Annotated in this window: 11 protein-coding genes and 2 tRNA genes; 8 read left to right on the top strand and 5 right to left on the bottom strand. The window is 69.0% G+C overall.

Annotation, left to right across the window (positions count from 1 at the left end; translation table 11 throughout):
• Positions 1-4 precede the first annotated feature (4 nt).
• From K8625_RS04460 to K8625_RS04445, 4 genes are all read left to right on the top strand, one after another.
• Complete coding sequence (locus K8625_RS04460) at positions 5-3,295, top strand: IPT/TIG domain-containing protein (protein ID WP_223745328.1); 3,291 nt, start codon at positions 5-7, stop codon at positions 3,293-3,295.
• Between the two features lie 141 nt (positions 3,296-3,436).
• A tRNA-Val gene (locus K8625_RS04455) sits at positions 3,437-3,508 on the top strand.
• A 7-nt stretch (positions 3,509-3,515) separates the two neighbouring features.
• Positions 3,516-3,592 (top strand) — tRNA-Asp (locus K8625_RS04450).
• A 673-nt stretch (positions 3,593-4,265) separates the two neighbouring features.
• Positions 4,266-4,820, top strand: a complete 555-nt coding sequence (locus tag K8625_RS04445; protein WP_223745327.1) for a cell wall protein — start codon at positions 4,266-4,268, stop codon at positions 4,818-4,820.
• Positions 4,821-5,030: 210 nt separating this feature from the next.
• Here the strand turns inward: K8625_RS04445 and K8625_RS04440 are convergent, their stop codons facing one another.
• Both K8625_RS04440 and K8625_RS04435 read right to left on the bottom strand, forming a co-directional pair.
• Entirely contained in the window at positions 5,031-5,261 is a 231-nt protein-coding gene (locus K8625_RS04440; RefSeq protein ID WP_223745326.1) for a hypothetical protein, read from the bottom strand.
• A gap of 172 nt (positions 5,262-5,433) precedes the next feature.
• On the bottom strand, positions 5,434-6,822 hold the full coding sequence (locus K8625_RS04435) for a hypothetical protein (RefSeq protein WP_223745325.1): 1,389 nt from the start codon (positions 6,820-6,822) through the stop codon (positions 5,434-5,436).
• A 250-nt stretch (positions 6,823-7,072) separates the two neighbouring features.
• Between K8625_RS04435 and K8625_RS04430 the strand changes: the two genes are divergently transcribed.
• From K8625_RS04430 to K8625_RS04420, 3 genes are all read left to right on the top strand, one after another.
• The gene (locus K8625_RS04430) at positions 7,073-7,951 is read left to right on the top strand and encodes a S9 family peptidase (RefSeq protein WP_223745324.1); all 879 of its coding nucleotides are present in this window, start codon (positions 7,073-7,075) and stop codon (positions 7,949-7,951) included.
• 79 nt (positions 7,952-8,030) lie between these two features.
• Entirely contained in the window at positions 8,031-8,852 is an 822-nt protein-coding gene (locus K8625_RS04425; protein WP_223745323.1) for an NAD(P)H-binding protein, read from the top strand.
• 269 nt (positions 8,853-9,121) lie between these two features.
• Positions 9,122-10,468, top strand: coding sequence for a S9 family peptidase (locus tag K8625_RS04420; protein WP_223745322.1), 1,347 nt, complete (start codon positions 9,122-9,124; stop codon positions 10,466-10,468).
• Between the two features lie 74 nt (positions 10,469-10,542).
• On the opposite strand, the gene K8625_RS04415 is transcribed toward K8625_RS04420, so the two are convergent.
• Positions 10,543-11,313, bottom strand: a complete 771-nt coding sequence (locus tag K8625_RS04415; protein ID WP_223745321.1) for an autotransporter domain-containing protein — start codon at positions 11,311-11,313, stop codon at positions 10,543-10,545.
• 259 nt (positions 11,314-11,572) lie between these two features.
• On the bottom strand, positions 11,573-12,646 hold the full coding sequence (locus K8625_RS04410; protein WP_223781924.1) for an NADH:flavin oxidoreductase: 1,074 nt from the start codon (positions 12,644-12,646) through the stop codon (positions 11,573-11,575).
• Between the two features lie 104 nt (positions 12,647-12,750).
• On the opposite strand from K8625_RS04410, the gene K8625_RS04405 reads away from it, so the two are divergent.
• Positions 12,751-13,446: a DUF6766 family protein gene (locus K8625_RS04405; RefSeq protein ID WP_223745319.1), complete on the top strand. Its 696-nt coding sequence runs from the start codon at positions 12,751-12,753 to the stop codon at positions 13,444-13,446.
• A 9-nt stretch (positions 13,447-13,455) separates the two neighbouring features.
• On the opposite strand, the gene K8625_RS04400 is transcribed toward K8625_RS04405, so the two are convergent.
• Positions 13,456-14,538 (bottom strand): fatty acid desaturase, encoded by a 1,083-nt coding sequence (locus K8625_RS04400; RefSeq protein WP_223745318.1) that lies wholly within the window; start codon positions 14,536-14,538, stop codon positions 13,456-13,458.

Here is a 14,538-nt window from a genome sequence, read left to right as displayed (position 1 = left end):
GCCGATGTCCCGTTGTCTGCGGTCCCTTCTTCTCGTGTTGCCGTTGCTCGCCGTGGCCTGTGGTGATGACAAGGAGGGCAACCAGCCCTCCGAGCAGACCGCGCCCACCGTGAGGGAAATCACCCCCTCGGGCGGTCCCATCGCGGGCAACACGCTCATCAATGTCTACGGGTCCGGCTTCAAGGACGGCGCGAAGCTCTACCTCGGCGAGCAGGAAGCCCTGCGCGTCGTGGTGGTCAACGCGTTCCGCATCTATGGCTACTCGCCCACGGCGACCACCGCGCAGGTGGACGTGCGGGTGGTGAACCCCGACGGCGCCTACGGCGTGCTGGTGAAGGGCTTCACCTACGAGGGCCCGCCGGGCAGGAACATCGACCAGGCGGAGGTCATCAACGGCAACACGGAGGCGGTCAGCGGCGGCCAGCCGGTGGGCGTGCTGGTGCGCGGCGCGATCACGGTGGCGGGCCTGACGCGCGGCGTGGGCCAGGGCGGCGGGGTGCGCGCGCAGGTGGGCTTCGCGCCCGCGGACTCGGCGCTGCTCCAGCAGGACAGCTACACCTGGGAGGAGGCCACGTACGAGGGCGACTCCGACAGCGGCGAGGCGGACATCTACAAGGGCAACGTGCTGCTCCAGCCGGCCATCGGCGGGGAGAGCCGCGAGTGGGTCATCACGATTCGCTTCTCCATCGACGGCGGCACCACGTGGGTGATGGCGGACGGTGACGGCATGGCCAACGGCGTGGCGGAGAACATGCTGCGCCGGGTGTTCATCTCCCGGCCGCGCGTGGACTACTGCAAGCTGGGCCCGGACGGGAACCGCGCCAACCCGGAGCTGTTCTACCGCCCCACGGACACCACGCTGCTCAAGGTGCAGGGCCAGGTGTACGCGGCGGGCATCACCCAGGGCGCCGGCGCGGGCTCGGGGCTGGTGGCGCAGCTGGGCTACGGCCCGGTGGACACCGACCCGCGCGACTCCGCGGCGTGGACCTGGATTCCGGCCGTCTACAAGGCCGAGCACGGCAACAACGACGAGTGGGAGGCGGAGCTGCCCAACCCCGGCACCGAGGGCCAGTACAAGCTCGCCTTCCGCTTCAGCATCAGTGAGAACGCCTGGCGTGTCTGTGACGCGGACGGCGTCAACGACAGCACCGAGGGCGAGCTGACGTTCAGCCTGGCCAAGCTGGGCACGCTCACCGTGGGCACCGAGGCGCCGAAGCCGCCGGTGGGCTGGTGCAAGATTGGCGAGGACCAGAAGGACCCGGAGGTCATCAACTACCAGACCACGCAGACGTCGGGCTTCAAGACCGTCTACGCGCAGGTCTACATGGCAGGGGTGACGGACAAGGTGGGCGCGGGCCCGGGCCTGTCCGGTCAGCTCGGCTGGGGGCCGGCGGGCGAGGACCCGCGCACCTCGCAGCTGTGGAACTGGTCCACGGCACTCGCGTTCAACAAGGACAACTTCCAGGTCAACGACGAGTGGAAGGCCACGCTGCCCAACCCGGGCACCAACGGCGAGTACCGCTACGCGGTGCGCTTCAGCGGCAACGGCGGCCCGGTGCGCGTGTGCGACGGCAACGGCGTGGATGACGGCGGCCAGGAGTTCGAGCTGGACAAGCTGGGCCAGCTCACCGTCACCGGCGAGGTGGTGGTGCCCAAGGTCATCGGCTTCTGCAAGCTGGGCCCTGCGGACAATCAGACCCCGGAGACGGTGACGTACGCGTCGGGCGCCGCGGGCACCCGCAAGGTGCTGGCGCAGGTGTTCGTGCAGGGCGTGACGCAGGGCGCGGGCGCCGGCGCGGGAATCGTGGGGCAGCTGGGCTGGGGCCCCGCCGGTGAGAACCCGGCCACGTCCGCGCAGTGGAACTGGACGACGACGGCCGCCTACAAGGACGAGTCCGGCAACAACGACCAGTTCGAGACCACGCTGCCCAACCCGGGCGCCGAGGGCAGCTATCGCTTCGCCTACCGCTTCAAGGTGAACGACGGCGCGTACCTGCTGTGCGACTCGGACGGCAACAGCGGCGGGGCCACGGGCTTCGACCCGGAGAAGACGGGCACGCTCACCGTGAGCGCGGCGCAGGACATCTCCGTGGGCTGGTGCAAGCTGGGCGGCGAGTCCAACGAGCCTCCCCCCAACGAGGTGTACCAGGTGGGCCAGGCGCCCATCGACATCTACGCCCAGGTCTACATGGAGGGCGTCACTCCGGGCACGGGCGGCGGCGCGGGCATCCAGGGCGAGGTCGGCTACGGCCCGGAGACGGACGAGCCGACGGCGGCGAGCTGGCAGTGGACCACCACGGGGACGAGCTTCAACCGTGAGTCCGGGAACGGAAACAACGACGAGTGGAAGGCCGCGCTGCCCAACCCGGGCACGGTGGGCCGCTACAAGTTCGCCATCCGCTTCAATGTGAATGGCGGCGCGTACCGCTACTGCGACGCGGACGGGCTGGGCAACGGCTTCTCGCTCGAGCAGGCCGGCACGCTGACGGTGCAGGCGCCGGCGGCGGCGGACTTCTGCCGGCTGCAGAGCGTGAGCGGGACGACGGTGGGCAGCGGCGCGGCCGTCACCGTGACGGGCCGGGTGCGCCTGGCGGGCGTCACCAACGGCGCGGGTGCGGGCGCTGGGCTCCAGGTGCAGGTGGGCCTGGGCAACGCGGACGTGGACGCCTCCGCGACTCCCGCGGCCTTCTCCTGGAAGGCCGCGGCGTACGCCCGCGAGGCCGAGGGTGAGGCGGATACCGACGAGTTCTCCACCAGCATCCACCCGGCCTACACGGGCAGCCGTGCGGTCAGCCTGCGCTACTCCACGGACGGTACGGCGTGGACGTACTGCGACAAGGACGGCAGCGACGTGGGCGGGTACACCCCGGGTCAGCAGCACGCCCTCACCGTCGGCAACCACCAGGACATCGAGTACTGCAACCTCCAGTGGCCCTTCTCGGTGACCGTGGGCCCCAACCCCACGACCATCTATGGGCAGGTCTACAAGGCCGGCGTCACGACCGAGAGCGGCGCGGGCGTCGGCCTGGTGGCGCACCTGGGCTACGGCGATGCCCAGCAGGACCCGGGCGTGGGGGGCTGGACCTGGATTGCCGCCCCGTTCCTCAGCGAGGAGGGCGGCGGCAACAACGACCAGTTCTCCGCTGAGCTGCCGGGCAACCTCCCCGCCGGCACCGTCTACGCCTACCGCTACGCCCTCAACGGCGGTGCCTACTGCTTCGGCGACCGGAATGACCGGGATGGCAGCGGCAACGGCTTCCAGGCCGCGGACGTGGGCGTCGTGAGCGCTCCCTAGGCGGATGACTCACCGACCGCACGGGCGATTTCACGCTCCGCGCGGTCGGTGACGGAATGATCAGGGCCTTCGAAACGTATGCTTGACAGTGGAGGGAGCCCTTTATAAAAGCCCCCCCGTCGCAACGCGGAACACGCCCTCGGGCGGATAGCTCAGCGGCAGAGCGTCGCCCTTACAAGGCGAGGGTCACAGGTTCAATCCCTGTTCCGCCCATAGTTGTGGGGAGTTAGTTCAGTTGGTTAGAACGCCGGCCTGTCACGCCGGAGGCCACGGGTTCAAGTCCCGTACTCCTCGCCAATAAGAAGGCCCCCAAGTCCTAGTGGCTTGGGGGCCTTCACCTTTTCGGGCTCCCGACATCGCGACGCACTCCGCTCCAACCGCGTCGATGGCCGCGCGGCTCGGATGTGGTGGCGGAGCAGCTCGACGACGAACCGCCCAGCGGCTCCACGATGGCTCGCGGGCCGGTGGACTCCCGCGACGAGCAGCACGCTCACGGCAACCCAGTCCAGCCCCAGGCGCATCACGGTTGCTACGTTCGACCGGAGGCCCGCGGCCTGCCCGACCACCACGGAGGCTGCCCATGCAGCCACGGGACGAGTGTGGCGCGCAGCCGCCGACAGTGGCCGTGGCCTCGGTGTTCGCCGTCAATCGGGACAGCGACGTCGCCACTGCATAGGCATTGAAACGCGAGCGTCCGCGTTACATCGATACCCGCGTGTACCGTGACGGCGCTTCGACTGCAGTGCTCAGCATGCTCGAGCAGCGTGAAGTCAGCTCGACGGCTCGCCCGGAGTGCCCGCCAGTGAGCGGTGAACATTCACGTATAGTCGAACCACCTGAGCCGTGCTACGCCAGCCACGACATGCCTAGAGCCCGTCGCGTTTCCCCCTCCCCCCGAAACACCCGCTCTCAGCCCGCGCGCGGCGCTCCCTCGGCGACGCCGTCCCTGGATGAGGCCTTCCAGTCCATCGTGCAGGGCGCCGTGCAGGAGTCGTTCGCCTCGCTGGTGGCCTCGCTGCGCCGCCTGTCCGAGCGCATGAGCGGGCAACCCATCACCACGCCGCGCGCGGCCCCCAAGGCCCCCGTCGCGCCCCAGCCTCCTCCCAAGGTCGAGGCCGTCGTCGAGCAGCCCGTCGCCTGCGCCGTCATCGGCTGTCGCCAACCGGTCCGCACGCTCGGCTACTGCTCGGCGCACTACCAGAAGCGTCGCCAGATGATCGCGACGGGCCGGCTGCACTCCGCCTGGGTGGAGCACGCCGCGCCGCACTCCCTGCCGGATGTCATCCTGTCGCGCCGCCGTCGCTCGGAGTCGCGTGAGGAGAAGCCCACGCCCGCGGCCACGCCCGCCGCTCCCGCGGGTCCGCGCGTCTGGGTTCGCAAGAAGGGCCAGACGGCCGCCCAGGGTGATGATTCCACCAATCCGGCCACGCTGGCCGCGGCCCTGCGCGCGTCCGACGGCACCGACGCGGCGGACACGGTGAAGCGCTGGGCCGAGGAGTTCCTGGCGAACAAGCGTCGCAATTAGTTGCACGGACGCACGAAGGCCCCGTGCTCACCCGGAGGAATGCGTCCCTCGCTTCGCGAGTCGAGACGCTCCGAAGGAAGCGCGGGGCCTCACACCACCGGGCACAGTCCCGGGGGACACCCACGGCGACTTCCCAACCACAGCCAAGATAGACACGGTCGACCGCCCATCCCCGGGGGCCCGGCCCCGGAAACGAGCATCAACCCAGGCTCAGGGACAGACGTAGGACTCTTCGACCCAGTCCCCGCACACGCTCTTGCGGCACAGCGTGTAGTTGCACGCGTCACCCATGTAACCACAGCAGGCGACGTCCGCGTCCGCCGTGCCCGAACACGTCACCCGCTTGGCTTCCTTGTAGGTCTCCGGCGACGTGTTGTCGTCGCACGAGTCCGAGTCACTGCCACATCCCGCCAGCACCAGCAGCGGGACCGCCCACAGCATGCAAATGAGTCTTCGCATGCTTCGCATTGGAACATGTCGACGGCGCGGAGCGCCAGCGAACCTGGGTGAAGGCTGACCACTCCTTGCGCCACGAAACCATTTCTTGTGTCTCGTTTTCAGAGAACACAGCACATCAGGAATTCGTGAGCGCCACGCCTGGCTCGAAAGCCTGTCAGAAACGGGCCTGGAGCATCACCGTGGCACCCCACGCGCTCGCCTTGATGAAGACGGGCTGCGCCACCCCCGTCACGTCGTCTCGGAACTCCGTCTGGTTGGGGTCATTCACGTAGGAGATTTCGCCCACGACACCAGCCACGCGTCCCAGGTCCCATCTCGCCGTGGCCTTCAGGGTGAGAACCCTGGCGCGGTCCTCGCCGACCGGCAGCACCTGGAACTGGTTGCGTCCCTGGACGATGAAGACCCGGTCCACCCCCAGCGCCTCGGCGGAGCTGAACGCCGCCGGCAAGGAGACACGCGCCAGCAGGCCGGGCGTCAGGCCCCAGTCTGGCAGGTGGTAGTCGACGCCCAGCGAGCCGGAGACCTCGACGCGAGGGTCCGCGTCGCGCGGGAAGGCCATGAACGGAGGGAAGCCGGGCCCATCCATCTGGAGGAAGCTCGCCGTCCGGAACCAGGTCAGGGCATGGAAGCGCCACGCCCCCAGTCGCAGCCGTCCATCCAGGGCCGCCGCCTGGGATGTCTCGGTGAGCTTGCCGAAGCCGCCGTCCCCGTCCTCCAGGTCCTGGGAAATCAGGCTGCCCTCCAGCGAGAGCGACGCGGAGACCCCCGTCGAGGACGCCGAGGGCGTGAAGAACCGCTCGAAGAAGGTGGGGTCCCCCCGGAAGAGCGACAGGTCCACGTTGTCGCCGATGGGCTCGCCCCGGCTCCAGAACACCCGAGCGGAGCCACCTCGCAGGATGACCGACAGCTCACGCCCCATGTTGGCCAGCCCGGGACTGTCCCCCCGGTCGACGTACATCCCCTCCAGCTCCACCCGCAGCCCGGGCGCGAGCTCGACCTGTCCGCCCGCGAGCACCGCGTAGTGCCGCGCCCGCTCCAGCTCCCACGTCGTCAACTCCGCGGACTTGAGCGCCACGAAGGCCGCCCAGCGCTGACGCACGAGCCGCAGCTCCACCGCGGGCTCGCTGCTGCTGTCACCGGAGGGAAAGACGTCCCGCCCCCACGTCACCGGGTAGACGGAGCCCAGGTACACCCGCGTGGAGCTCAGCGGAAAGACACTCAGCGCCAGGCTCTCGTCAGCGGCCCAGGCGGCGGGACGGTAGCGCAGCCGGAAGTTGCTCCCATTGTCCGCGAAGCTCACGCCCTGCGCGTTGTTGGCGTTCACGAAGAACGACAGCTCCGCCTCCGCGCGCAGCCCCGCCGTCAGCTCCGGCGAGCGCGCATCCAGCGCCGCGTTCCAGCTGGTCGTGGAGCCCGAACGGTCCACGTTCGGGTCACTCGCCAGGAAGGACAGACGGGCCTGCCACGAGGACGCCTCCGGGGTTGACTCGGACACCTGGGGCACGGTCGACAACAGGGACAGCAGCAAGAGCGAAGGAGACATGGCGCGCCGCCTCTATCACGCGCGACAGGCCTTGTCCTTTCGCGGTGCGGAATCCACCGCGCTCGCGCGCTTTCGCTTCGCGAAACAATCCCAGCCATGTTTCGCGAAGCGGAACAAATCATGAAATAACTGAACAGATAGAAAAATAAGATAGACACGACTCCGGATGCGCCGCTTTGATTCCGGATGGGACGCCCGCGCCTGGCTTGCGCGGCGCTCCCATGACTGTCGACAACCACGAGGAGAAGTCATGAAGAAGAGCGAGCTGAGCTTCCGTCTTGGATTGCTGCTGGCCCTGGCCTGGTCCTCCGCCGCGGGGGCACAGACGTTGAGCAGTTTCTCGGCGACGTACCGGGGTGGTGGCACGTCGCTGTGTGGCTCCACGTACAACCTGCGCGGCCAGGAGCCCGCGGCCTCGGGCAAGTACCCTGTGTTCATCTACACGGTGGGCACCACGGAGAACTATGACCACTCCTCGGCGCTGGCGGCGGTGGAGGAGATGGCGCAGCGCGGCTATGTCGCGGCCACCGTCGAGTACGACAACGCCACGTTCGGCTCGTGCTCCACGCTGACGGCCCGCTCGCGCTGCATCTTCGACGGCAGCCGGTCCACCAGCGCGGTGGGCACGCTGTGCTCGCGCGCCAAGGCGGACTGCTCGAAGGGAATCGTGGTGGCGGGCTTCAGCCAGGGCTCCGTCATGGCCATCCTCGCCAAGAACCACGACTCGCGCGTGCAGGCCGCGTATGGCCTGGGCGCCGGCGTCCAGTACTCCATCTACAACCTGTCCTCCTGCGTCGCCAATGGCAACCGCGCACTGCCCAGCAGCCGCCTGCGCATCATCAACGGCGAGCAGGACGTCTTCGTCGGCCCGACGGAGGCCCAGGTGCGCGCGCAGAACACGGACACGACGGGCTACTCCTGCCCGCTGGCCACGTCCTGCCTGCAGAGCAACGGCAGCGGCTGGTACATCATCAAGGACAGCCAGGTGGGCGACCTCAACGCCGACCACTGCTACATGCGCACGGGCAGCTGCGTGGGGCTCCTGCTCGACTCCACCTGGCGCTCGGGCAGCCAGCCCTGGTCCCTGCGTCCCAACCTGAACTGGTTGACCCAGTTCACCACGCCCTGAGCGTGCGCTCTGTTGAGTAATCCATCCGCGCCCGCCTCGCGCGTCCCGAGGCGAGGCGCGGCTGTGTATGCCTCACGCCATGACCTCCTCCCCGAGCATCCTCATCCTGGGCGCGAGCGGCACCACCGGACGACGAGTCACCCGGCTGCTGCGCGGCCAGGGCCACACCGTGAGGGCCGCCTCCCGGCACTCCGACATCCGCTTCGATTGGACGGATTCGAGCACCTGGGAGGCCGCGCTCGGCGCGTCCTCGCGCCTGTACCTCATGGCGCCCCATGAGCAGCCCATCCCCGCGGAGTTCGTGTCGCTCGCCGTGTCCCGGAGCGTGCGCCGCATCGTGCTCCTGTCGAGCCAGGCCATCGAAGTCATGGGGGACGAGCGCCTGATGGCCGCCGAGCGGCTGGTGCGCGGCGCGGGCGTGGAGTGGACCCTGGTGCGCCCCGACTGGTTCAACCAGAACTTCGACGAGGGCTTCTTCCGCCCGTCCATCCTCGCCGGACGCATCGCCCTGCCCGTCGGGGACACGAAGCAGGCCTTCGTCGACGCCGACGATATCGCCGCCGTCGTGGCCACCGCCCTGACGGAGGACGGCCACGCGGGCCGGAGCTACAAGCTCAGCGGCCCCCGGGCCCTGGGCTTCGCCGAGGCCGCCGCCATCATCGGCCGCGCCGCCGGACGCGCGGTCCACTTCGCCGGCGACCCGGACACCTACCGCGCCGAGCAGAAGACGCTGGGGCTCCCCGACGAGACCATCCAGGGCGCCATCCAGGCCTTCTCCGCCCTGAAGGAGCGCGGGGACGCCGCCCCCACCGACACGGTGCGCGCCGTCACCGGACGGGCCCCCAAGCCGTTCGAGACCTACGCCGCCGAGGCCGCGGCCTCCGGCGCCTGGGCCCCTTGACAACCGACACCTCCAATCGCACGATTCAATCAACTGATTGAATCCCCTCCGGGAGGCACGGGCGAGCCATGCCCTGGCCTCCCGTGCTCGAGAGCCGCGCGCCCGGGCCCTGTCGACGCCGACGTGTCACCTCGCGCCGCCCGCGCCCCGCCCTCCGTCTGTCTTCACCTCTCCGCGCGGGAATCATGTCTGTGATTTCCACCGGGCGATGACAGAAATAAAGGGCCACGGTGTTCGAGCCTGCAATCCCTCACAGGAGATTGCACACCATGGGTTTCACCCTGAATCGACGTTCCCTGCTGCACGTGGGCCTGGGGCTCACCGGCGGGCTCGCGCTGCTGCGCGCGCCTTCCGCCCTGGCGGCGCCGGCCTCCACGCCGGGCACGACGCCCCCGGCCGAGGAGCCCCAGCGGCCCTGGTACGAGCTGGGGTTGCTGGAAGACGACCCCGTCATGCAGAACCAGCTGCTGCACTTCCTGGCCGCGACCTACAGCGCCCAGGCGGACATCGGCGAGGTGCTGGACACCGCGACGCGCATCGACGTGAGCGATGACTGGAGCTGGCCCACCGAGTGGGTGAGCACCGCGGACCGCCTGCGCGGCATGGCCGAGGCGAGCCTTGCCCGTCACCACAAGACGAGCGCCGGCCACGCCTACCTGCGCGCGGCCAACTACTACCGCGCCGCGCTCATCCACCACCCCGAGCCCAGCCACCCGAGCGTGCTGCAGACGGGGCGCCGCGCGGTGGACGCGTACAACAAGGCGCTCGTCCTGCTGAAGATGCCGGGCACCCCCGTGCGCATCCCCTACGAGAACACCACCCTGCCCGGCTACCTCTTCCGGGCGCGGGGCACGCGGGGACCCGCGCCGCTCCTCATCTTCCAGCAGGGCCGCGACGCCTGGCCGGAGGAGTCCAAGTACGTGGTGGACGCCGCGCTGGAGCGGGGCTACCACTGCCTGCTCGTCCACGCCCCCGGCCAGGGCATGGCCATCCGCGAGCAGAACCTGCCGTTCCGCCCGGACTGGGAGAAGGTCATCACGCCCGTGGTGGACTTCGCGGTGCGAATCTCCGGGGTGGACTCCCGCAGGATTGCCCTGCTCGGCTGGAGCATGGGCGGCGCCCTGGTGCCGCGCGCGGCCGCCTTCGAGCGGCGCATCAAGCTGCTCATCCCCAACCCGGGCGTGCTCGACTGGGGCCAGTCGCAGTTCGACAACTTCAACGGCTACTTCCCGGAGCTGATGGCGCTGCTCGACACGGACCCGGCCGCCTTCGACGCGGCCATGTACCAGCTCATGACCCAGGTGTTCCTGTACCGCTGGTACATGCGCGACGCCATGCACAAGCACGGCGCCAGCTCCCCCTCGGACCTGATGTTCAAGCTGAGGAGCTTCACCAACCGGCCCGTCGTCGAGCGCATCCGCTGCCGCACGCTCGTCATGGACGGCACCGCGGAGGCGTACTCCGGCGGCCAGGGGAAGCTGCTCTTCGACGCGCTGACCTGCCCCAAGGACTACCTGCTCTTCACCGAGGAGGACACCGGCCTGTTGCACTGCCAGGAGGCCGCGCAGGCCGTCGCCAATCACCGCATGTTCGACTGGTTCGACGAATACATCTGAGCCCTGAAACGACGACGTCGGGCCAGGAGCGAACCTGGCCCGACGTCATGGACAGCCAAGGCGCGAAGCGGTGATTAGAACCGGAACTGCGCGCGCACGCCGCCGTTGATCCACCCGTGGATGGCCTTCTCCTCGATGTCCTGCGACTGCTCCTCCTCCTCGCCGTCGCCAGACAGGGAGATGGACGCCGACGAGTACTGGCCCACCGTCGCGGTGATGTAGGGGCCCACCGAGAACTTCGGCGAGATGCGGAAGTCGACGCCGCCCTGCGCGGAGATGAACTCGAAGCCCTTCACGGACGTCTTCGCGGAGATCTCCTGGCCCAGGGCCTCGGCCGAGACCTTGGAGTTCAGGATTTCGTAGCCGATGCCCACGCCCACCCAGGGGTCGACCATCGGCGTCGCGTCGAAGTGATAGGCCGCGTTGACACCGAAGCGCAGCTGGGTGGCGCTGCAGCTCACGCCGTCGACGCTGCAGGGATCCTCCTCGCCATCCTCGGTGTCCGTGTTGAGCGAGCCCAGGCCGTACTGGAAGAAGGCGCCCAGGTAGAAGTTCTTGTTGAAGAAGTAGCCCGCGTTGAGCTCCAGCGGAATCACGCTCGAGACCAGGTCACCCACCGGAGCGCCATCACCCTCGCCGTTCGGGTTCCCCGCCAGGTCGCCGTACGGAACGGCGAAGCCCGCGCGCAGGCCGAGCGCGAAGCCCTTGCCCTCACCCGCGGACGAGTCCTCGCGGACATAACCCTCTTCGGAGTAGCCCTCCGCAGCGTCATCCTGCGCGAACGCGGGGGCGGCGATGAGAGCGAAGGACATCGAGCACAGCATCATCTGGGTGCGGCTGGTCATGAAGGTGGTCCCGCGAAAAGTGATGTGAGTTGCCCCACACCGTCGAGGTGTCGGACGCGTGTAGAGACGCCCGGAGGCGTCACTTATTTAAAACGGACGGGACATAAAAGGCCGGGTTTCAGGAGACCCAGGCATTTTTCCAGTCCACACGCCTCACATCGCGAGACTTCGTTTCACGGCCAAGAATCTTGACGCGGCGGGCACACTCCCGGAGTGAAACGCCCTTTTTCCGCGTCGCGACCCATGCAGCTTCAACGCATCAGGTCGCGACGAAGTTCTTCCAGCCCCGCAGATAGTCGATGAAGCCCGGGGAGACGCCCTCGGCCCGCAGCAGGTCGACGGAGAGAGGCGGCTGGTGGATGGGCGCACCGCGATGGATGCGCTCGGGCCAATCGTGGTTGGCGATGGCGGAGCGGCCCAGGACCACCGCGTCCGCGCCGCGCGACAGCTGCGCCTCCGCGTCCTCCTTCGTCCAGATGGCGCCGGCGACGACCATCTTCACGCGCGCGGGCACGGCCCGGCGGAACAAGTCCGTCGCGTGCTCCTGGGGGCGCTTGGTCGTGTTGAGCCCCGCGCGCCAGAGCGACAGGTGGAGGATGTCCATGCCCTCGTCCGTGAGCATCCGCGCGACCTCCAGGCTCTCATCCAGGTCCAACCCACGCGCCTGACCGAAGTCCTCGGGTGACAGGCGCACCGCGAGCACCAGCGAGGGGGCCGCCTTTCGCACCGCGGCCAAGGTCTGACGGATGAGGCGCGAGCGGTTCTCCAGCGAGCCACCCCAGCGGTCCGCGCGGCGGTTGTAGGTGGTGCTCAGGAATTGCGACAGCAGATAGCCATGCGCGCCGTGCAACTCCACCGCGTCGAAGCCCGCCTGGGCGCAGCGCCGGGCCGCATTCGCGAAGGAGGCGATGACGGCTTCAATCTCACCTTCCGTGCCCTCACGGCACTCGTCCGCGCCGCCGTGCGCGCTCGCGCTCCAGCGCGGCATCCCGCTCACGGTGGGGTCCGCGCGCAGACCTCCGTGGAAGAGCTGCGCGGACAACAGCGCGCCGCCCTGGTGGACCTTCTCGGCGAGCCGGCGCAGGCCCGGCAACATCGCGTCGTCGTGCACGCCCAGCTCGCCGGCCCAGGCCTTCCCGTCCTGCTGGACGTGCGCCGCGCAGGTCTCCACCAGTCCGAAGCCACCTTGCGCACGACGCTCCAGGAAGTGGAGCTCCGCGTCGGAGAGGGTTCCGTCGGCATGGCTCTGCTTGTTGGTGAGCGGCGCCAGCCAGACGCGGTTGCGCGCGACGACGCCTTCTCGCAGCACCAGGGGGTCGAACAGTCCTGCCATGTCTCGTGTCTCCGGGGGTTCCAAGCCGGCGGGGGACCGGGCGGGCGGACAGTCGCCCTCCCGAGGCGGCTACGCTCCGACATTTCGTGTCCAGACTTCGGGAGATGGCGGATACCACTCAATCGGGGTCTCCGAAGAGAGGCCCGCGCACATTCCTGTCCAACAATGGGCTGTCGCTCGTCCTGCTCGCCGCGTTCCTCCTGTGCTGGGTGGGGCAGGCCGTCTCCGGCTTCCTCCATCACAACGAGGAGCAGCGCCAGCATGGGCAACCCGAGGCGCGGTTCGGCGAGCACCTGCGCTCGGGCGACTTCCTGGAGGCCACGTTCGAGAACCGGGAGAGCGAGTTCTTCCAGATGGGCGCCTTCGTCATCCTGGCGGCCTTCCTCAAGCAGCAGGGCTCTGGTGAGTCGAAGGACCTGAACGGCGGCAAGAAGGAGGAGGACAAGGATTTGGAGCCCCAGGAGGGCTCCCCGGCGCCGCTCCATCGCGGAGGGCTGGTGCTCAAGCTCTACAGCCACTCGCTGTCCATCGCCCTCTTCTCGCTGTTCATCGTGTGCTTCGGCCTGCATGCCGTCACCGGCGCCGCGGCCCGCAACGAAGAGGCCCTGGCGCACGGTGAGGCGGCAGTCACCGTGCTCCAGTACCTGGTGTCCTCCCGGTTCTGGTTCGAGTCCTTCCAGAACTGGCAGAGCGAGTTCCTCTCCGTCGCGGCCCTCGTCCTGCTGTCCATCTGGCTGCGCGAGAAGGGCAGCCCCGAGTCCAAGCCCGTCAACGCGCCCCACGCCCGGACCGGGAAGTAGCGCCTTTCGTCAGGCGGGGGACTCGAGGCGGCTTCGCAGCTCGCCGCTCGTCACCGTGGGGGTCCCATGGGGCCCCACCCACGTCCCCGCCTCGGTGGGCGAGTACAACGCGGGCCGCGAGTACAGCGTGCGCAGCGCCTGGACGTGGGGATAGACGGTGGAGGCCTCCGGGCTCAGCTCCCGCAGTCGCTTGCGCAACAGCGGCGCGAAGCGGGGGCTCATCGCCGGGAAGATGTGGTGCTCCTGGTGATAGCTGAAGTTGAGGTGGGCCCAGTCCATCACCGGGTGCGTCTTGACGCTCGCGGTGTTCACGAAGGGGTTGTCGTGCTCCTCGGACGCCGGCTGCAGCCAGTGGTTGGTGGCGATGTAGACCATCAACGTGATGTTGGCGACGACGAGGGGGAACACGAGCGCGAAGAAGGCTCCGCGCGGCCCCATGGCCCAGCCCAGCGCCCCCCAGCCGAGCACCAGGAGCACCGTGAGGATGCGCTCCTTCGCGCGGTTCATGCGCACGTGGCGCAGGTGGGGCTGGTCGATGTGGTGCCACAGGAAGGCCTGCCCCTGCGCGGTGAAGAACAGGCTGAAGCTGACGTAGCTCAGCCAGGTGCCGGAGCCCGGTGAAATCGCGTGGAACATCCGCGCGAAGCGCTGGGTGCCGAGGTCCGGCTGTCGCGGGAGGATGTCCGGGTCTCGCTGGTGGATGTTCGCGGCGCTGTGATGTGCCTGAACATGCCACGCGCGCCAGTTGCCCGGCGTGACGAGGAACGGGCCGAAGCCGACCCAGCCGATGACGTCCTCCCAGCGCCGGCTCCTGAAGACGGCGTGGTGCAGCGCCTCGTGGGCCGCGAGCCCCACGGTGGTGACCATCTGTCCCAACACGAAGGAGAGCGGGAGGCAGGCCCACCAGGGCAGCCCGCCCCAGGCGAGCAGCCACATGGAGGCCAGCATCACCGGCACCAGGGCCAGCGCGATGACACCCCGGTGGGGTTGAGGTTCGAAGGATTCGGCGGGCATCACCCGGCGCAGCTCCGCGCGGAGCGGCTTGGGGTCATCGAACGGCAGGGCAACCGGCGACGGTGTGGAGGAGCTCAT

It is taken from the genome of Myxococcus sp. AS-1-15, assembly GCF_020037055.1.
Lineage (GTDB): Bacteria > Myxococcota > Myxococcia > Myxococcales > Myxococcaceae > Myxococcus > Myxococcus fulvus.
Note: the sequence above shows the minus strand (reverse complement) of the source record. Positions and strands in the feature narration are given on the sequence as shown.